Origin of the sequence: Roseofilum acuticapitatum BLCC-M154 (genome assembly GCF_030068475.1) — a bacterium.
GTDB lineage: Bacteria > Cyanobacteriota > Cyanobacteriia > Cyanobacteriales > Desertifilaceae > Roseofilum > Roseofilum acuticapitatum.
In genome coordinates this window covers 1-20,256 of the sequence record NZ_JAQOSP010000002.1, presented here as the reverse complement: position 1 = coordinate 20,256, position 20,256 = coordinate 1, and the positions used below count along the sequence as shown (strand labels likewise).

The 20,256-nt window shown below is 48.7% G+C and carries 13 protein-coding genes, 2 tRNA genes and 1 CRISPR repeat array; of the genes, 9 read left to right on the top strand and 6 right to left on the bottom strand.

What is annotated here, in order from left to right; genetic code table 11:
• Positions 1 to 6 precede the first annotated feature (6 nt).
• Positions 7 to 1,206 (top strand): Coenzyme F420 hydrogenase/dehydrogenase, beta subunit C-terminal domain, encoded by a 1,200-nt coding sequence (locus tag PMG71_RS00205; protein ID WP_283751610.1) that lies wholly within the window; start codon positions 7 to 9, stop codon positions 1,204 to 1,206.
• Positions 1,207 to 1,812: 606 nt separating this feature from the next.
• On the opposite strand, the gene menB is transcribed toward PMG71_RS00205, so the two are convergent.
• The 3 genes from menB to PMG71_RS00190 form a co-directional block, all read right to left on the bottom strand.
• Positions 1,813 to 2,646, bottom strand: coding sequence for a 1,4-dihydroxy-2-naphthoyl-CoA synthase (menB, locus tag PMG71_RS00200; protein ID WP_283751609.1), 834 nt, complete (start codon positions 2,644 to 2,646; stop codon positions 1,813 to 1,815).
• Between the two features lie 190 nt (positions 2,647 to 2,836).
• A complete protein-coding gene (locus tag PMG71_RS00195; protein WP_283751608.1) occupies positions 2,837 to 4,264 on the bottom strand; it encodes a hemolysin family protein in 1,428 nt (475 codons plus the stop codon).
• On the bottom strand, positions 4,265 to 4,951 hold the full coding sequence (locus PMG71_RS00190; protein WP_283751607.1) for a hypothetical protein: 687 nt from the start codon (positions 4,949 to 4,951) through the stop codon (positions 4,265 to 4,267).
• Between the two features lie 217 nt (positions 4,952 to 5,168).
• Here PMG71_RS00190 and PMG71_RS00185 point away from each other — a divergent pair.
• A tRNA-Met gene (locus PMG71_RS00185) sits at positions 5,169 to 5,241 on the top strand.
• A 209-nt stretch (positions 5,242 to 5,450) separates the two neighbouring features.
• On the opposite strand, the gene PMG71_RS00180 is transcribed toward PMG71_RS00185, so the two are convergent.
• Positions 5,451 to 5,969, bottom strand: a complete 519-nt coding sequence (locus tag PMG71_RS00180; RefSeq protein ID WP_283751606.1) for a hypothetical protein — start codon at positions 5,967 to 5,969, stop codon at positions 5,451 to 5,453.
• 154 nt (positions 5,970 to 6,123) lie between these two features.
• Here PMG71_RS00180 and pyrE point away from each other — a divergent pair, with 154 nt between their 5' ends.
• The 5 genes from pyrE (at position 6,124) to PMG71_RS00155 (ending at position 13,324) form a co-directional block, all read left to right on the top strand.
• Positions 6,124 to 6,693, top strand: coding sequence for an orotate phosphoribosyltransferase (pyrE, locus tag PMG71_RS00175; RefSeq protein ID WP_283751605.1), 570 nt, complete (start codon positions 6,124 to 6,126; stop codon positions 6,691 to 6,693).
• 322 nt (positions 6,694 to 7,015) lie between these two features.
• Positions 7,016 to 8,438: a CRISPR direct-repeat array (repeat unit 37 nt; unit sequence GTTGAAATCAACCTAAATCCCTATGAGGGATTGAAAC).
• 45 nt (positions 8,439 to 8,483) lie between these two features.
• Positions 8,484 to 8,810 (top strand): heavy metal-binding domain-containing protein, encoded by a 327-nt coding sequence (locus PMG71_RS00170; protein ID WP_283751604.1) that lies wholly within the window; start codon positions 8,484 to 8,486, stop codon positions 8,808 to 8,810.
• Positions 8,811 to 8,813: 3 nt separating this feature from the next.
• Entirely contained in the window at positions 8,814 to 9,401 is a 588-nt protein-coding gene (locus tag PMG71_RS00165; protein WP_283751603.1) for a molybdenum cofactor guanylyltransferase, read from the top strand.
• A 503-nt stretch (positions 9,402 to 9,904) separates the two neighbouring features.
• Positions 9,905 to 10,660, top strand: coding sequence for a Uma2 family endonuclease (locus tag PMG71_RS00160; RefSeq protein WP_283751602.1), 756 nt, complete (start codon positions 9,905 to 9,907; stop codon positions 10,658 to 10,660).
• Between the two features lie 195 nt (positions 10,661 to 10,855).
• Complete coding sequence (locus PMG71_RS00155; RefSeq protein WP_283751601.1) at positions 10,856 to 13,324, top strand: ATP-dependent Clp protease ATP-binding subunit; 2,469 nt, start codon at positions 10,856 to 10,858, stop codon at positions 13,322 to 13,324.
• Positions 13,325 to 13,793: 469 nt separating this feature from the next.
• Here PMG71_RS00155 and PMG71_RS00150 read toward each other — a convergent pair whose 3' ends face one another.
• Both PMG71_RS00150 and PMG71_RS00145 read right to left on the bottom strand, forming a co-directional pair.
• Entirely contained in the window at positions 13,794 to 17,570 is a 3,777-nt protein-coding gene (locus PMG71_RS00150; RefSeq protein WP_283751600.1) for a hydantoinase B/oxoprolinase family protein, read from the bottom strand.
• Positions 17,571 to 17,836: 266 nt separating this feature from the next.
• Positions 17,837 to 17,909 (bottom strand) — tRNA-Arg (locus PMG71_RS00145).
• Positions 17,910 to 18,219: 310 nt separating this feature from the next.
• On the opposite strand from PMG71_RS00145, the gene purH reads away from it, so the two are divergent.
• Positions 18,220 to 19,758, top strand: coding sequence for a bifunctional phosphoribosylaminoimidazolecarboxamide formyltransferase/IMP cyclohydrolase (gene purH / locus PMG71_RS00140; protein WP_283751599.1), 1,539 nt, complete (start codon positions 18,220 to 18,222; stop codon positions 19,756 to 19,758).
• A 183-nt stretch (positions 19,759 to 19,941) separates the two neighbouring features.
• Complete coding sequence (locus PMG71_RS00135; protein WP_283751598.1) at positions 19,942 to 20,256, top strand: hypothetical protein; 315 nt, start codon at positions 19,942 to 19,944, stop codon at positions 20,254 to 20,256.

Here is a 20,256-nt window from a genome sequence, read left to right as displayed (position 1 = left end):
GCCCCCATGACTTCTACTGCTCCTAAGCACCATAAAGCCAAAGCCCTAAAACCCGGTAGTGTGCGTCCGGCCAAAGAACTCTGTAGTGAATGTGGGCTGTGCGATACTTACTATATTCACTACGTTAAAGAAGCCTGCGCCTTTATTAATCAACAGATTCCGGAACTAGAAACGGAAAGTCACGGCAGAGCGCGGGACTTGGATAATGAAAATGAACTCTATTTTGGCGTTCATCAGGAAATGATGGCTGCACGCAAAGTGGAACCCATCGAGGGAGCGCAATGGACGGGAATCGTCAGTACGATCGCCATCGAAATGTTGACTCAGGGCAAGGTAGAAGGGGTGGTATGCGTACAAAACACCCCCGAAGATCGATTTCAACCCATGCCCGTAATTGCCCGCACTCCAGAGGAAATTCTAGCGGCACGGGTGAATAAACCCACTCTTTCGCCGAATTTGTCGATCTTGGAACAGGTGGAACAGTCGGGAATGAAGCGCCTGTTGGCGATCGGGGTAGGCTGTCAAATTCAAGCCCTGCGAGCCGTTGAGAAGCAATTAGGGCTAGAAAAGCTCTATGTGTTGGGAACCCCTTGTGTCGATAATGTGACCCGTGCTGGCTTGCAAAAATTCCTGGAAACCACCAGCCGATCGCCAGAAACCGTCGTTCACTATGAATTTATGCAGGATTTTCGGGTACATTTCAAACATGAGGATGGCTCTACGGAAACCGTCCCCTTTTTCGGACTGAAGACCAATCAACTCAAAGATGTGTTTGCGCCCTCCTGTATGACCTGCTTTGACTATGTGAACTCCCTTGCTGATTTAGTGGTGGGCTATATGGGCGCACCCTTCGGCTGGCAATGGATTGTAGTTCGCAATGATACGGGGAAAGAAATGCTAGAGATGGCCATGGAGCAACTTGAAACCCAGCCAGTCATGTCTAAAGGCGATCGCCGTCAAGCCGTACAACAAAGTATTCCCGCCTACGATCAAGGGGTGACTCTTCCCATGTGGGCAGCCAAATTAATGGGGGTAGTAATCGAAAAAATCGGCCCCAAAGGCTTAGAATACGCCCGCTTTTCCATCGATTCCCACTTTACCCGTAACTATCTGTATACCAAGCGCAACTATCCGCAAAAATTGCAGCAGCATGTGCCAGAGTTTGCCAAAAAAATTGTGGATCAGTATCAGCTACCGGAAGATTAACTGTGTTACTACTGGAGTGCGAGCGTCTCGCTCGCTACGGTAAACAACAGCGAGCAAGATGCTCGCACTCCTCATCGGGTAAACAACAGCGAGCAAGATGCTCCCACTCCTCATCGGGTACACAACAGGGAGCAAGATGCTCGCACTCCTCATCGGGTAAACAACAGGGAGCAAGATGCTCCCACTCCTCATCGGGTACACAACAGGGAGCAAGATGCTCGCACTCCTCATCGGGTACACAACAGGGAGCAAGATGCTCCCACTCCTCATCGGGTAAACCACAGCGAGCAAGATGCTCCCACTCCTCATCGGGTAAACTACAGGGAGCAAGATGCTCCCACTCCTCATCGGGTAAACTACAGGGAGCAAGATGCTCCCACTCCTCATCGGGTAAACTACAGGGAGCAAGATGCTCCCACTCCTCATCGGGTAAACTACTGGAGTGCGAGCGTCTCGCTCGCTACGGTAAATAACAAGATGCTCCCACTCCTCATCGGGTAAACTACTGGAGTGCGAGCGTCTCGCTCGCTACGGTAAATAACAAGATGCTCGCACTCCTCATCGGGTAAACAACAGCGAGCAAGATGCTCCCACTCCTCATAGAGCCTATGGTAACCAGGGATATTGACGGAAATTGGGCGGTCTTTTCTCTAAAAATGCCTGTTTACCTTCCGCCCCTTCCTCCGTCATGTAATAAAGTAGGGTAGCATTCCCCGCCAGTTCCTGTAATCCCGCTTGACCGTCACAATCCGCATTGAAAGCCGCTTTTAAGCAGCGAATGGCGATCGGGCTTTTTTGTAAAATTTCTTGCGCCCATTGAATTCCTTCTGCTTCTAATTCGGCTACGGGAACCACATGATTAACCAAGCCCATCTCTAGGGCTTGTTGGGCAGTATACTGGCGACAGAGAAACCAGATTTCCCGCGCCTTTTTTTGACCCACAACACGAGCTAAATAACTGGCTCCAAATCCGCCATCAAAACTGCCCACTTTTGGCCCCGTTTGCCCAAAAATGGCATTATCAGCCGCTAGGGTGAGATCGCAAATAAGGTGTAAGACATGACCACCCCCGATCGCATATCCAGCCACTAAAGCAATCACCACCTTGGGCATCGACCGAATCAATCGCTGTAAATCGAGAACATTCAGCCGAGGGACTCCCGCATCATCCACATATCCGGCTGTCCCCCGTACACTCTGGTCTCCACCAGAACAAAAGGCATATTTTCCATCCGTATGGGGGCCAGCACCCGTAAAGAGAACTACGCCAATTTGGGCATCTTCCCTAGCATCACAAAAAGCATCATAGAGTTCAAATACGGTTTTAGGACGGAAGGCGTTGCGTTTATGGGGGCGGTTAATGGTAATTTTGGCGATACCATCGGTTTTGTGATAAAGAATATCTTCGTAAGTTTTGACACTTTCCCAGTTAACACTCATAAAAGGCGATCGCAGGTTTAATTTAGACTCCAGGATTTTACCCTATAGCGCTTCGTACTAGGGAATCGGGAATAGGGAATAAGTAACAAACAAGCAATCCCCCCATCTCCCTATCCCCCCATCTCCCTATCCCCCCATCTCCCTATCCCCCCATCTCCCTATCCCCCCATCTCCCTATCCCCCCATCTCCCTATCCCCCCATCCCCCCATCTCCCCCATCTGGAGGATTGAGCAACTGCTCATCGCGACGGATGCGAATTTGGTCTAAGCGCGGCCCTTCCGCTTTAACCACAGTAAACTCTAGATGGCCATAAATCAGGACTTCCCCTACATTGGGGATTTTTTGCAGTTGAGCAATCACGAATCCCCCCAAAGTCTGATAATCATCATCTAGGGGTAAATCTAGATTGAGCATATCATTGGCTTCTTCAATATCCAGTTGAGCTTGAACCAGATAGGTTTGTTCATCGAGTTGTTGGATGAGGGGTTCTTGGCCATTATCCGGTTCTTCCGTATCGCCGATAATTTCAGCTACGATATCCTGAATCGTAATTAATCCGGCTGTGCCCCCAAACTCATCCACCACAATTACCATGGCTTGGTGCGATCGCTGCATCAACCGCAATAATTCCAATACAGGAGTGCTTTCTTGTACAAATCTCGCCGGACGTACCCAGGATTGAATCGCCGTTTCTGGCAATAAATCCCCCTTAGCCAAGGGGCCAGCGAGTTGTTTAAAGTTGACAATTCCCCGAATATCATCGAGAGAATCCGCCATGACTGGATAACGAGAATGTCCCGTTTTTGCTACTTCATCGAGTAAATCTTGAAACGTTGCATCATAGGCAATACTTTCAATACTGGTGCGGGGAATCATCACATCTTCAGCCACCACTTCCCCAAATTCAAAGACATTATTGAGCAGTTCCCGTTCAGAAGCTTGTAAACCCATGGATTCCGTCGAAGTGCTAATAATCAGTTGCAATTCTTCCGGAGTCACGCGGGTGTGCCAAGTTTGGGTAGAGTAGCGAACCCCCACAGAACCGAGTAGGAACCGAGTCGAGTGATTGAGTATCCAAATAAAAGGATTAAAAAAGCGGGCGATCGCCCAACTCGGAGGCCCTAAAACCCTGGCCAACTCTTCTGAATAGAGGAGAGCCACCGATTTCGGGCATAATTCCCCTAAAACGATCTGTAAGTAGGCAATCAGGATAAAAGCGAGGGGAATAGAGAGAGAATGGGTTAAAGTTTGGCGAATTGAAGGAGATAGGGGAGCGCTTGAGATTGCCTCTTGTAAAATCGAAGCCATCGTATTTTCCCCAATCCATCCTAGGGCTAAACTCGATAGGGTAATGCCCAATTGAGTAGTCGAAAGCAGCCGCTCTAGATTGCTATGGAGCTTTTGTACCGTTTGTGCTGGCACATCTCCCGTAGAAACCAATTGTTGAATCCGCGATCGCCGAACGGAGACAATAGAAAACTCAGCCGTAACGAAAAAGGCATTAATCGCAATTAACAAGAACACCGACAACAGGCGAATAGAACCATCGGCCAGAGTTAATTCAGCCAAATGAGCAGGTATTCCCATAAACAGAGTCAACGGAATCTCTATTTCCATTTAGCGAACGACTGGAATACCCGACACTTGAAGATTTAGCTCTTCATTAGGATAGTCCGTGAGCTTCATAGACAGGTGTTGGGAATCGGCCAACAAAGCCACCGGTACACTCACTTTACCGGAAAACTCTTCCCGATTGGGGGGAAGTTGGGAGGGCAAACCGGAAGTCATAGCCGTTAGGGAGCGGCCGCGATCGTCCGTAATATTCAACAGACTATAGAGAAAGCGCACCACCTGGGGACTATCGTTGCGAATTTTCACATCCAGTTCTAGATTATCCTGTGCTTGATGAGCTGCCGAGACTTCCAGGGTAATGCCCCGATCTTGAGTGGCGATCGGAAAACCCGGTAAGCTAACAGCCACTTCCTGCGGCTCCCCTTTTGCCTGCTCAGGAGCTTCTGGAGTCGGTTGAAAACTCTGCTCTTGTGGCTCCTTCCCCTCTTCACCCTGAATATAAGTATCTACCCGTTTTAAGATATCCTCTTGCTTCAAAATCGGGACTGAAGTTTTACCCTTCGTACCCGGTTGACGATTCACCATCGTGCTAGTGGGACTAGAGTCGGGCTGAGTAATCCCCTTCAGCGCTTCTCGACCAATATTAAACCCTAGGGCCGCACTAATAATCCCCGCACCAAACATCATCGACAGCAAAATTAATGTCAGCGCAACTGTAGAATTTAATCTCATCTTTGTCTACCTAGGTTATTCTCCGTGTTTATTTTCTTCAGTCAAGATCTCAAGTATCCGATTAGTGTACGCTAACTTGAGTAAAATTGAACCCATCCACAGCCCGATAGAACTCTAGTCTTCAATCCCACCTTGTGCTAGGATAATCCATAGGATTGAAATCGACCCAAAGAAAATCGTTCACTCCCTAACTTTACTCTGAGTCTATCAATCTCTAGCGCCCTTGGCCGATTGGGGAGGCAGCGAACTCATAATTCGCCTTCAGACTGGTTCGATTCCAGTAGGGCGCAGTGAAACCGGATTTTAACTTAACCCCTAAGTTAAAGTCCGGTTTCTGTTTTGATGAACCCTAGTGCCTTGACAACCCTAAAATGGTGGGTTACGGCGGATTGATAGATTGCTTTCAGAGTCTAGGTTTTAGCCGCCTAACCCACCCTACGTTAATGCCCTATTTTAGCTGTGTCACGCCACTAGGGGTAAATCCCTGCACCTTGAACATTTAGAAGAGCTGAGATGGGCGTTCTCGCACCGGTTCCGGAGCCGGAGGTAAGGGAGCGGGAGCAGGGGGATTGAAAAAGGGCACGAAGGGAGCGGGAGCAGGGGGAATCGGATCGGGTTCTATGGATGCACTCGGAGAAACGACTAGATTTTGATCGAAGGGGTTATATAAATCTTGGGTGCGAACAATAGGCGTGCTGGTATTTTGCACTTGGCCAATATTTTTGTAGAGGATATGAACCAGTTGGGCGCTCCGGCGAGTATTATGCTCAGAGAAACGGGGCAGACCTAGGAATGTCTGGATTTGACCGATAAACGATCGCTGATAAAAGTAGTCGCCACCATTACTATAGTAAGCAGCATCAAAAAGTTCAGGAATGGATTGGTAAACCACAGCTTGATCGGGCAATACCGGATAGGGATCGGCACTATACTGGGCATTGGCTCTAGAGCTGAGGGTACAGACTCCAACAGAAATAAACAGACTGAGAGAACTAAGGACTTTGAGTCGAGTTAGCATGTTGACTACCCCTCACGATTTCTAGACAATCATAGCTGATTTAGTCAGGTTCATGAGGTCTGTGTTTCTGTTTGTCTCCGATTCTCCCGTCTGTCTTGGCCTCTGATACAGTGTTGATCGCACTCAACTTTTAGAGGAAACCTGGGAGCAAGTCATGGATCATCTGACGCTACGTCAAGAGTTGCTGGATTTATTTTGTCAATTGGCTTATCAAGAGGGAGATTTTTTACTCTCTTCGGGCCAAAAAAGTTCTTACTATATCAATAGCAAACCGGTTACCCTCCATCCCCAGGGAGCGGTTGCTGTGGGGAAGTTATTGCTGAAGCAGTTACCCCCAGATGTGCAAGCCGTTGCGGGTTTAACTTTGGGAGCCGATCCCATGGTTACGTCGGTTAGTGTGGTTTCTGCTTATGAAGAGCGCCCTATCTCTGCTTTAATTGTGCGTAAGGAGGCGAAAGGTCATGGAACTCAAGCCTATATTGAGGGGCCCAGTTTACCCCAGGGTGCTAAAGTCGTGGTATTAGAGGATGTGGTGACTACGGGACAGTCGGCGATGAAAGCAGTAGAGCGTTTACGGGCTGTGGGGTATGAGGTGAACCAGGTGATGGCATTAGTCGATCGCCTCCAGGGTGGGGCAGAATATTATCAGTCCATGGGGTTAAGGTTTGAGAGTTTGTTTACCATTAAGGATGTGCAACAGCGCTATCAAGAGTTGAAGGGTTAGGGCCCTCAGATAGACTGAATCTATTCTTGAGCCATCCTCAGAACCCAAGGAGAGGAAATGCCCCGCAACGACTCCATCATTAAATTTTGCCTAAAATCCGACGCTAGGGGGGTGTGGAAATCGCCCTTGGGTCTAAAATGGCTGTATGGCTTGCCCAGTCTGCTTTACAGCGTTTTTGATTTTAAAGGTAGCGTCGGACTATACGGGGCAAGGGTTTCAGGGATTTGGACTTGCTTTTTGATGGCGAGTGATGTATGATTAGGGCTGTGCGTCGGAAATGTACCTTGAAAACTAAATATGGTAAGGGTCTCAGGAGCCAGCAGTTGAAATCAACCTAAATCCCTATGAGGGATTGAAACTTCACATCCGATGTGAATTTGTGATAGTCGCTCGTTGAAATCAACCTAAATCCCTATGAGGGATTGAAACCTTTATTTGGCAAGGAGTATGCATTCAAACCCAAGTTGAAATCAACCTAAATCCCTATGAGGGATTGAAACTGGCTAAATGATGATGCAGAAGTAGGTAGACGACTGTTGAAATCAACCTAAATCCCTATGAGGGATTGAAACATCCCAATAATTCGTAACCAACAAAATTTGGAATTGCTCGAGTTGAAATCAACCTAAATCCCTATGAGGGATTGAAACACCCCCACATACTCATAGAAAACGTCCCTGATCGCCGTTGAAATCAACCTAAATCCCTATGAGGGATTGAAACCTAACCAATCAGCATACTCATCAGCATTATCTCTTGTTGAAATCAACCTAAATCCCTATGAGGGATTGAAACCCAATCCTCAGCGCCTCCCATTCAACAATCGACAGAATCAGGTTGAAATCAACCTAAATCCCTATGAGGGATTGAAACATTTCGCTCATTGCGCTTGTGACTTGTGTTACCGTTGAAATCAACCTAAATCCCTATGAGGGATTGAAACAGAGGCATCTTTAACAGCCTGTAGTGCCATGGCGATCCGGGTTGAAATCAACCTAAATCCCTATGAGGGATTGAAACGAACCTAGAGCAATTTGCCTCATGATTTCATTCAGGTTGAAATCAACCTAAATCCCTATGAGGGATTGAAACAAATCATTAGAAACGTGCGCGAAATATAAACTAGGTTGAAATCAACCTAAATCCCTATGAGGGATTGAAACACAACCGCAATGAGCGAAATCACAGTGGGAGCAGGGTTGAAATCAACCTAAATCCCTATGAGGGATTGAAACGCGTTGGTGTCGCTGCCGGTGCAGAGCTATAGCGAGTTGAAATCAACCTAAATCCCTATGAGGGATTGAAACGAAATTCCAATCATTAGGGGTGAATTGACTTCTGTCGTTGAAATCAACCTAAATCCCTATGAGGGATTGAAACCAGAGGCGCATTAACCAATTGAGGGAAAGCGCGATCGCCCGTTGAAATCAACCTAAATCCCTATGAGGGATTGAAACTGATAACTACCCCTTTGACCCATCCCTATCACCGTTGAAATCAACCTAAATCCCTATGAGGGATTGAAACGAGCGATTGTGCATCGCTCTGGCAAAATCATACGGTTGAAATCAACCTAAATCCCTATGAGGGATTGAAACTTTACCGTTGTAGCTACGAGCCTTTACTTCATAGTTGTTGAAATCAACCTAAATCCCTATGAGGGATTGAAACAACCATTTCCCCATTCCCAATGTAAATCCCCACGTGGGTTGAAATCAACCTAAATCCCTATTAGGGATTGAAACTATCCGTTAAAATTAAGCTAGTACGATCGCGTCAGGAGTTCTATTATGCTCGTTACAACCACAGATAGCTTAGAAGGATATCAGATCACCACTTACCATGGTGTGGTCAGTGGAGAAGCCATTTTAGGGGCGAATATCTTCAAAGACTTTTTTGCCGGTATTCGTGATATTGTGGGTGGGAGATCGGGAGCCTATGAGCGATCGCTCCGGGAAGCCAAAGAAACAGCCATGAGAGAAATGATGGCTGAAGCTCAGAAAATGGGCGCAAATGCCGTTATCGGTGTCGATCTCGATTATGAAACCATTTCCGTTTCTGGCGGGAATAGTATGCTCATGGTTGCAGCCAGTGGAACCGCAGTTAGCTATCAATAACTCATGTCTCAATTTCCCAGTGCTACAGTAGCCAGTATCATTTTAGCCGGGGGGCAAAGTTCCCGCATGGGAGAGGATAAGGCTCTGATCCCCTGGGATGGCGTGCCTTTGCTGCAACGGGTAGCAGAAGTGGCCGCACAATGTACCCAAAATGTGTATATTGTTACTCCTTGGCCAGAACGTTATCAGGCGATCGCCCCCCAAGAGTGCCAATGGATCATCGAATCCGATCCCGGAAAAGGGCCCTTAGTCGCCCTCTCCCAAGCTTGGGAAACCATTCAAAATCCCTGGATATTCCTCCTAGGCTGCGATTTGCCCAACCTAGACCCCACCCTTTTACAGCTCTGGATTGACCCCCTCGCCAACCTTCCAGAATCTACCTTAGCCCTTGTTCCTCGCCAGGGAAAGCACTGGGAACCCTTGTGTGGATTTTATCGTTCTCAGCTTCAACCTAACTTAACCTCCTTTCTCCAGAATGGGGGTAACTCCTTTCAACAGTGGTTATCCTCCATTCAAGTCCAACCCTTACCCGTAGATGCCACAATTGCTCAGATGCTCCACAACTGCAATACACCAGAGGATTTACGGTAGCTTTTGAAGTCGGGATACAGATAGGATTAAAGTTAACTCATCAGAAATTTAGAACTGAAATCCCGTCCTTCTAGTGCCGTGATAACCCTAAAATGGTGGGTTACGGCGGATTGAGAGATTGCTATCACAGTCTAGGTTTTAGCCGCCTAACCCACCCTACACTCATATCAAGTCCGATTGTTCATGTCCGCGAAGCGGAAATACCATGATTAAAAACTTAGGGAGCGAGACGCTGATTAAAAACTTAGGGAGCGAGACGCTCCCACTCCAGCAATATCAAGGGATTAGAGGAGTGCGGGCATCTTGCCCGCTTCTTAACAAATTTTCATGTCCGCTTGCGGAAACCGGACTTGATATAAAATGAGACAATAAATAAGTGTAGTGCGAGCATCTTGCTCGCTGCCTTTCTCTAGCGAGCAAGATGCTTGTCCTTTCTCCTTCGCGGACAGGAACCGACATGCTACGCTATCCAACCCAATAGTCCATGATTCAAAAGGTGAGCCATGTCTGTTGAACTGACCCAAACTTTAGAAACTGAAACCGAGCAAGAATGGACTCCTCCTTTACCCCCTACTGACTTAATTTTTGATGACGGAGAGACATTGGAAAGCAATCGCCATCGCATCGCCATGAATGTCCTGATTGAAGCCATCCACCAAATTTATGAAGGACGCGATGACTATTTTACTGGTGGAAATATGTTTATCTATTACAGCAGTCGGCAAGCCCGCGATCGCGATTTTAGAGGGCCTGATTTTTTTGTAGCCTTAAATGTAGATGGCACAAAAGAGCGTCAAGGTTGGGTGGTTTGGGAAGAGGACGGACGTTATCCGGATGTCATTGTTGAATTGATGTCCCCCTCAACCGCAAGGGAGGATGTCGGCCCGAAAAAAGATATCTATGAGCAAACCTTTAGAACACGGGATTATTTTGTTTATAATCCCTTCGATCGCCAGTCTTTGCAAGGATGGCATTTAGACACCAATGGCCGCTATCAGGAAATTGTCCCTGATGAACGGGGATGGTTATGGTGTGAGAGTTTGGAGTTATGGTTAGGCGTTTGGGATGGAACGCTGACTAAGGAAAATGCGCCTTGGTTACGGTTCTTTGATGCCCAAGGTAACTTGATTCTACTCTCTCAAGAGTTAGCACCACAGGAGCGGGAACGGGCTAATACTGCTGAAGCTAGATTACAAGAACTACAGGAGCGCTTGCAAGCCATGGGGATCGATCCGAATACCCTGAACCCCAGTGATTGAGGATTGACGCTCAAAAGAGAGAAAAATACCGTACTGATTACCGATGAGTAATCAGTAATCCCCCCATCTCGATCCCCATTTCCCAGAGAAGGGCGGAAAACCGGCCCAAATTCTGTTACTGACCGCACAATAGCCTAACGATTTTCCTATGCTAGAATCAGCTTACCAGAAAGCAGCAGGTGATGGGAAAACGCCATGTTTGAACGCTTCACAGAAAAAGCCATTAAGGTGATCATGTTAGCTCAGGAGGAAGCCCGCCGCCTGGGTCACAACTTCGTGGGTACAGAACAGATCCTTCTCGGTTTAATCGGAGAAGGGACGGGAGTAGCCGCGAAAGTCCTCAAATCCATGGGGGTTAATCTTAAAGATGCCCGGATTGAGGTCGAAAAGATCATCGGTCGGGGTTCGGGATTTGTCGCCGTAGAGATTCCGTTTACCCCCAGAGCCAAGAGAGTTCTAGAGTTATCCTTAGAAGAAGCTCGGCAATTGGGCCATAACTATATTGGCACAGAGCATCTACTTTTGGGGTTGATCCGCGAAGGTGAAGGGGTAGCCGCTCGTGTATTGGAGAATTTGGGCGTGGATCTGTCTAAGGTTCGTACTCAGGTGATCCGGATGCTCGGTGAAACTGCGGAAGTTTCTGCCGTGGGGGGCAGATCCTCCAATAAAACCCCGACATTAGATGAATTTGGGTCGAATTTAACCCAGTTGGCCGCTGAAGGAAAACTCGATCCGGTGGTCGGTCGGCAAACGGAAATTGAACGGGTGATCCAAATCTTGGGTCGGCGGACAAAAAATAACCCGGTACTGATCGGCGAACCAGGGGTGGGTAAAACGGCGATCGCCGAAGGATTAGCCCAACGCATCTCCCATGGTGATGTCCCGGATATCCTGGAAGATAAGCGCGTGGTTACCCTCGATATCGGTCTGCTGGTAGCTGGAACCAAGTACCGAGGCGAGTTTGAAGAGCGGCTGAAGAAAATTATGGATGAAATCCGCTCGGCAGCCAATGTAATCCTGGTGATTGATGAAGTCCATACCTTAATCGGAGCAGGAGCAGCAGAAGGGGCGATCGATGCCGCCAATATCCTCAAACCCGCCCTCGCTCGTGGCGAACTCCAGTGTATTGGAGCCACCACCCTAGATGAGTATCGCAAACATATCGAGCGGGATGCAGCCCTAGAGCGGCGTTTTCAACCGGTAATGGTGGGTGAGCCATCCGTAGACGAAACCATCGAGATCTTGCACGGATTGCGCGAGAGGTACGAACAACACCACAAGCTGAAAATTTCCGATGAAGCATTAGAGGCAGCCGCGAAATTAAGCGATCGCTATATTTCTGACCGCTATCTGCCCGACAAAGCCATCGACTTGATCGATGAAGCTGGCTCGCGGGTGCGCTTAATCAACTCCCAACTGCCCCCCGCAGCCAAAGAACTCGATCGCGAATTGCGCGGAGTTCTCAAGCAAAAAGATGACGCAGTACGCTCCCAAGACTTCGATCGAGCTGGGGAATTACGCGATCGCGAAATGGAACTCAAATCCCAAATTCGCACCATCGCCAACAAAGGCAAAGACGCAGGCTCCGTCAACGATGACCCCGTGGTTACCGAGGAAGATATCGCCCATATCGTCGCTTCCTGGACAGGCGTTCCCGTCAACAAACTCACCGAAACCGAATCCGAAAAACTCCTGCATATGGAAGACACCCTCCATACTCGGATTATCGGTCAAGAAGATGCCGTCAAAGCCGTCTCCCGTGCCATCCGACGCGCTCGTGTTGGTCTGAAAAACCCCAACCGACCCATTGCCAGCTTCATCTTCTCCGGGCCCACCGGGGTTGGAAAAACCGAGTTAACCAAAGCTCTGGCTTCCTACTTCTTCGGCTCCGAAGAAGCCATGATTCGCTTGGATATGTCCGAATACATGGAACGGCACACCGTCAGCAAACTGATCGGTTCCCCTCCCGGATATGTCGGCTACAACGAAGGGGGGCAACTCACGGAAGCCGTCCGCCGTCGTCCCTATACCGTCGTTCTCTTCGATGAAATCGAAAAAGCACACCCCGACATCTTCAACATGCTGCTGCAAATCCTAGAAGATGGTCGCTTAACCGATGCGAAAGGACGCACCGTAGACTTCAAGAACACCCTCTTGATCATGACCAGTAACATCGGGTCTAAAGTGATCGAAAAAGGTGGTGGTGGACTTGGGTTCGAGTTCGAGGACAACGCCGAAGATGCCCAATATAACCGCATCCGTTCCTTAGTGAATGAAGAACTCAAAGCCTACTTCCGTCCTGAGTTCCTCAACCGGTTAGATGAAATCATCGTCTTCCGTCAGTTGAACAAACAAGAAGTCAAAGAAATTGCCGAAATCTTGCTCAAGGATGTCTTCAAGCGTTTAACCGAAAAAGACATTACCTTGCAAGTGACCGATAAGTTCAAAGACCGGTTAATTGAAGAGGGATATAATCCTGCCTACGGTGCGCGTCCCCTGCGTCGGGCGATTATGCGCCTGTTGGAAGACACTTTAGCCGAAGAACTGCTCTCTGGTCGAGTCGGTGAGGGAACGACAGCGACGGTTGATATCGATGAGTCTGGACAGGTCAAGATTGTTGCCGAAGATCGACAGACTCCGGTGCTAACCAAGGCGACAGATTAAGGAACGCCAAAGTTAACCCTGGCATTTAACTTAAATTGAGACGGTTGAAGTTTAATCAACCGTCTTTCTTTTTTTTCAATCTATGACAATAACAACTTGGGTAATGGGTTATATCAAGTCCGGTTTCCGCAAGCGGACTTGAAAATTTGTTAAGAAGCGGGCAAGATGCCCGCACTCCTCGAATTCTTTGATAAGAAGCGGGCAAGATGCCCGCACTCCTCGAATTCTTTGATAAGAAGCGGGCAAGATGCCCGCACTCCTCGAATTCTTTGATATGACTGGAGTGGGAGCATCTTGCTCCCCATTCCCCCATCACCCCATCACCCCATCTCCCCATTCCCCCATCACCCCATCTCCCCATTCCCCCATCACCCCATCTCCCCATTCCCCCATCTCCCCATTCCCCCATCTCCCCATTCCCCCATCACCCCATCTCCCCATCTCCCCATCTCCCCATCCCCCCATCTCCCTATTCCCCAACCCCCCATCCTCCACCTCCTGGGGTTTCAATGGTGATTTTCTCCCCTGCATCTAACTCTACAGTAGCGATGCTATCGAGTTCTTCCGTATAACCATTCTTGCGCTCAATCCAGTTACGCCCAACCGCTCCTGGTTCTCCACCCGCGAGACCAAAGGGGGGGATTTTGCGATGGTTAGAAAGAATACCCGCAGTCATGGGTTCTAGGAATTGGATACGGCGCACAATGCCATTACCGCCGCAAAATTGCCCTTTTCCGCCACTGTCGGGACGGATGGCAAATTCTTCCAAACGGACGGGAAAGCGGTGTTCTAGGACTTCTGGATCGGTCAGCCTTGAATTGGTCATGTGGGTATGCACCGCGTCTGTGCCGTGGAATGTGGGGCCAGCGCCAGAACCGCCGCAAATGGTTTCGTAGTATTGATAATCGGGGTTGCCGAAGGTGAAGTTATTCATGGTTCCTTGGGAAGCGGCAAGGATACCTAATGCGCCATAGAGAGTATCAACGATCGCCTGGGAAGTCTCTACATTGCCCGCAACGACGGCAGCCGGATATTGGGGGTTGAGCATGGAACCCTCTGGAATAATGAGGTTTAGAGGTTTCAAGCAACCGGCATTGAGGGGTATGGGGTCGTTAACCAGGGTACGGAAGACGTATAATACGGCAGCCTGACAGACAGCAGTGGGAGCATTAAAGTTATTTTGGAGTTGGGCGGATGTGCCGGTAAAATCGATGGTTGCGGTTCTTTCTTGCTGGTTAACGGTGAGGGTCACATGGATGACTGCACCATGATCGAATTCATAAGTAAATTCACCGTTGGATAATTGGGCGATCGCCGTCCTCACGGCCTGTTCTGCATTATCTTGCACATATCCCATATAGGCTTGTACGGTATTGAGTCCATACTGATTGACCATTTTGATCAATTCCTGAACACCCTGATTATTAGCGGCAATTTGTGCTTGCAAATCGGCTAAATTGTGTTGATAGTTACGAGCAGGATAGGGCGGTGCTAATAACCTATCGATCAGTAAATCTCCTTGAAACTTACCCTCGGTAACCAACAAGAAATTATCGAATAAAATCCCCTCTTCTGTAATGGTTTGACTGTAGGGGGGCATGGAGCCGGGGGTAATGCCTCCGAGGTCGGCATGATGTCCCCTTGAAGCGACATAAAAGGAGGGTTTTCTAGGATTTTGAGGTAAAAAGACTGGCGTAATTACGGTGATATCGGGTAAATGGGTTCCGCCATTATAAGGATTATTAGACAGATAAACATCCCCTGGTTTAATGTCATTTGCTTTATCCTGAATTAAGGCTTTTACGCTTTCGCTCATGGAGCCTAAATGAACGGGGATATGGGGCGCATTGGCGACTAAGTTGCCTTCAGGATCGAAGAGGGCGCAGGAGAAGTCCAAACGCTCCTTAATATTGACGGAAACTGCTGTATTTTGTAGGGTTACGCCCATTTGTTCGGCGATCGCCCCAAATAGGTTATTGAAAATCTCCAACAGCACCGGATCTTGGTTCACTGGTTTTGTTTCCCACCCAGGTGTAAGGGCGGGTTTACGAAGATCTTGGTGGGGAGGCACAAATATTGGTGAACCCGCCCCTACATCTCGGTAGGAAGCGGTTAACACCAAATGTTCACGGGGATGCACTTGCGCTTGCCAACCGCTTTCAATGAAATTAGTTCCGGTAGCTTCAATAATCAAGGCTGGGCCAATTATGGTATGTCCAGGTTCTAATTTTTTCCGTTCATAAACTGGCACATATTGCCAACCTATTGCTGTAGGGGCGGGTTCAGGGATATCTTGGTGGGGAAGTGAAGATATTGGTGAACCCGCCCCTAGGGGATTTTGTAGGGAACAATAAACCGGGACTCTTGCAATTTCTGAGGGTAAACGATCCGTGACTGGCTCTTGAATTTCCGGTTCGGGATGAGTCATGGTTTGCACCAGTTCCACGGAAATCATATCCACCACTAAGGCTTTTTGGGTTAGGGTAAATCCATAGCGTTGCTGATGTTGATGCTCAAAGTCTTGTTTGAGATTTTCTAGGGAAGAATCGGAAAAATTAACCAACAAAGGGCTATCACTACCTTCATATTTAAGATGGAGTTTAATGAGAATTTCTTCGCTATCGCCAGATTGTGCCGATCGGTCTTCTTTGGCTTCTTTTACGAGCTGGGGAATGACTGAATCTTGCAACTCTACCACTAAGCCATCGCTCAATTCTTGCTCAATGGTTTGCTCGCGCATGATGCGAATATCAGCCAATCCCATGCCATAGGCTGAAAGGACTCCAGCGTAGGGATGAATGACAATTTGCCGGATGCCTAATGTATCGGCGAGTTGACAGGCATGTTGTCCCCCTGCACCGCCAAAGCAGCAGAGAGTATAACCGGAGACATCATAACCCCGTTGCAGGGAGATTTTTTTGATGGCATTGGCCATGTTTTCGATGGCGATCGCAATAAACCCGGTCGCCACCTCTTCCAGGCTACGTGATTCTCCAGTTGCTTTTTGTATTTCCTGAGCCAAGGATTGGAACTCTGCACGCACCCGCTCGCCATCTAGGGGTAGGTTACCCTCTTCGCCAAACACCGCCGGAAAAAAGCGGGGATTGAGTTTACCCAACAGTACATTACAGTCCGTAATGGTCAGGGGGCCGCCTCGGCGATAGCAGGCGGGGCCGGGGTTTGCACCGGCAGAGTCCGGTCCGACGCGGGTACGGGAACCGTCGAAGAAGACCACAGAGCTGCCACCAGCGGCCACCGTGTGAATGGCCATCATGGGCGATCGCACCCTTACCCCAGCAATTTCGGTATCAAATTGTCGCTCATATTCTCCGTCATAATGGGCGACATCCGTGGATGTGCCGCCCATATCAAAGGTAATAATTTTCTCAAACCCGGCTTGAGCGCTGGTTTTCACGGCTCCGACAATGCCTCCGGCTGGCCCCGATAGGATGCTATCCTTACCTTGGAAGCGATCGGCATCCACCAACCCGCCATTGGACTGCATAAACATCAGATTCACCGGATCTGCCGATTGTCCTTGAAGTTGGTCTTGCACTTGATTCACATAGCGTCGGAGGATGGGCGAAAGATAAGCATCGACGACAGTGGTATCCCCCCGACTGACGAGTTTGATCAGGGGGCTGACTTGATGGGAAATGGAGATCTGAGTAAAGCCAATTTTCTCGGCGAGTTGCGCCACTTGCTGCTCATGTTGGGGATAGCGATAGCCATGCAAAAGGGCGATCGCACAACTGCGAATTCCGCGATCGTAAGCTGCTTGGAGTTGAGGTGCAAGAGCGATCGGGTTAACCGGTTGCAATTCTTGTCCCTGGGCACTGACACGCTCTTGGACTTCGATCGCCTCTTCATAGAGCAATTCTGGTAATTTAATCTGTTGGGCAAACAGATCCGGGCGGTTTTGATAGCCAATACGCAGGGCATCCCGAAAGCCTTGGGTGATTAACAAAACGGTGCGATCGCCTTTGCGCTCTAGTAAGGCATTCGTCGCCACCGTTGTTCCCATTTTCACCACGGCAATTTCCTGACTGGGAATCGGTTCATTTGCTCCCACCCCTAACAGATCCCGGATGCCTTGAATGGCAGCATCTGTATAGCATTCTGGATTTTCTGAGAGCAGCTTATGCACCACCGTTTGACCATCAGGACGCAGGGCAACCAAATCGGTAAACGTGCCGCCGCGATCGATCCAAATATGCCAACGGCGATCGGAATAAGGAGGAAACATAGGGCAATTAACCATTAACCACTAATAGGGGTTAAAACGATTGTATATCAACTTTTTTATGATGCCAGGAGGCGGAATGGGGCTTGATTTAAGGGAAGAGGGGTTATCAGAGCTAGGAACTGTGGCTTACTACTCCCCTGATGAGTTGGAGCCTACCCAACGGGGGGAGTGCTATGGTGAATTTAGGCAGATTTTAGGCATAGGCATCCCGTTCTGGACAGGGTGTCGTCGGTGAGAATGCTGCTCTCGTAAGGATTGCAAACTAACGAGCACGGAGGGATTTGAACCCCCGACACCCAGAACCGGAATCTGGTGCTCTATCCACTGAGCTACGTGCCCTTAACCTAAAGAATCATAGCACAGATATTCCCCAATTGAAACCCATGATTAATATCAAGTCCGGTTTCCGCAAGCGGACATGAAAATGTGTTAAGAAGCGGGCAAGATGCCCGCACTCCTCGAATTCTTTGATATGACTGGAGTGGGAGCATCTTGCTCCCTGGATTTTTAATTAGGGTATTTCCGCTTCGCGGACATGAATAAGCGAACTTGATATAACGGGCAAGAATTTTAAGGTTTAATTTCTAATTGCCCATAAACCCCTGCTGTATCCTTAAACATGGCGCATCAATCATGGAATAAGTAGATTATGGCTCCTCTCGCCCTTCTCAGCACATCGGATAAAACAGGACTGGTAGATCTGGCCCGGAGTTTGGTAGAAGAATTTGGATTTGATTTAGTCAGTAGTGGGGGTACAGCAAAAACCCTACAAGAAGCTGGATTAACGGTAACGAAGGTTTCTGACTATACGGGATCGCCGGAAATTTTAGGCGGCCGGGTGAAAACGCTGCATCCTCGCATTCATGGGGGAATTTTAGCCCGACGCAATCTCGATAGGGATCTTCAGGAGTTAGCGGATAATCAGATTCGCCCGATTGATTTGGTGGTGGTGAATTTATACCCGTTTGAACAGACGATCGCCAAACCGGATGTGAGTTTAGAAGAGGCGATCGAAAATATCGATATTGGCGGCCCAACTTTGCTGCGAGCCTCGGCTAAAAATTATGCCCATTTAACCGTACTTTGCGATCCGACGGATTATGAGGCTTATTTAACTGAACTGCGTCAACAGGGGGGTAAAGCCTCCGCAGAATTTCGGAAAGAACGGGCAATTAAAGCTTTTGCCCATACTGCTGCCTATGACCGAGCCATTACTGCTTATCTTACCCATCAGAAGGAAGAATTATTACCCCCTGAATTTAGCCTATCGGGACAGAAGCGGCAAACTATGCGCTATGGGGAAAATCCCCACCAGAGCGCCGCTTGGTATCAGACGGGGACGGGGAAAGAGGGATGGTCTGGAGCCAGACAACTGCAAGGTAAGGAACTGAGCTATAACAATTTGGTGGATTTGGAAGCGGCGCGGCAAATTATTACTGAGTTTACGGATCGGCCAGCCGTGGCAATTTTGAAACATACGAATCCCTGTGGTCTGGCGGTGGCGGATACTTTGGTAGAGGCTTATCAGAAGGCGTTAGCGGCGGATTCCACTTCGGCATTTGGGGGGATTGTGGCCCTGAATAAACCCCTAGATAAAGCTACGGCCGAGGAGTTGAAAAAGATGTTCCTAGAATGCGTGGTGGCTCCGGGTTGCGATCCGGAGGCTGAGGATATTTTACACAAGAAGTCGAAGTTACGAGTGTTAGTTTTACCGGATCTGATGCAAGGGCCCCAGGTGATGATTAAGAGTATTGCGGGTGGGTTTTTGTTGCAACAGAGCGATCGCACCATTAGCACCCCGGATCAGTGGCAAGTGGTGACGGAAAAACAACCGACTCCAGAGCAGTTAGAAGAGCTGTTTTTTGCCTGGAAGGTGGTCAAGCATGTGAAATCGAATGCGATCGTGGTGACGAAAAATCAAACCACCTGCGGGGTGGGAGCAGGTCAAATGAACCGCGTCGGAGCGGCGCAAATTGCCCTAGAGCAAGCGGGAGAGAAGGCCCGTGGGGCCACACTCGGTAGTGATGCTTTCTTCCCCTTTGACGACTCAGTACGGACGGCTGCGGCGGCTGGTATTGAGGCGATCGTTCAGCCTGGGGGCAGTCTGCGGGATAAGGATTCGATCGCCGCAGCCAATGAGTTAGGCATTGTGATGGTGTTTACCGGAATGCGCCATTTCTTACATTAAGTGAACGTAAGTCTGAGGAGAACAACTCAAATAGGGCTTGAGGTTTTCGGGAGTGTGAGTGTCTCGCTCGCTAGAGATCAAAAGCGAGCAAGCACTAGAGGTCAAAAGCGAGCAAGATGCTCGCACTCCTCTCAGACCCCACTATTGCTACAATCAAAGCACCATCCCATCACTGAAAAACCGATGATACTCTACTACAATCCGAAAGCTGACCTCCCTTCGGCCGAAGACCTGCCCGACTCTGACGATACCCCAGTGGATAACGAACTACAAGATTTAATTCCTAGCTTGCTCAAATGGTTGTATTGGTACGATGAACAAGGAGAGCGCTATTTGACTCCAGAAGAGCAATTGTTGTCAGCAAGGCAAGAAACTCTGCAAGCTCAAAGGCAAACTTTAGAAGCACAGCAACAGGCTCGCGAAGCTCAGGAACAAGTGGCAAAGTTGGCTGAAAAACTGAGGGAATTGGGAATTGATCCGAGTAGCTTGGATTCATGA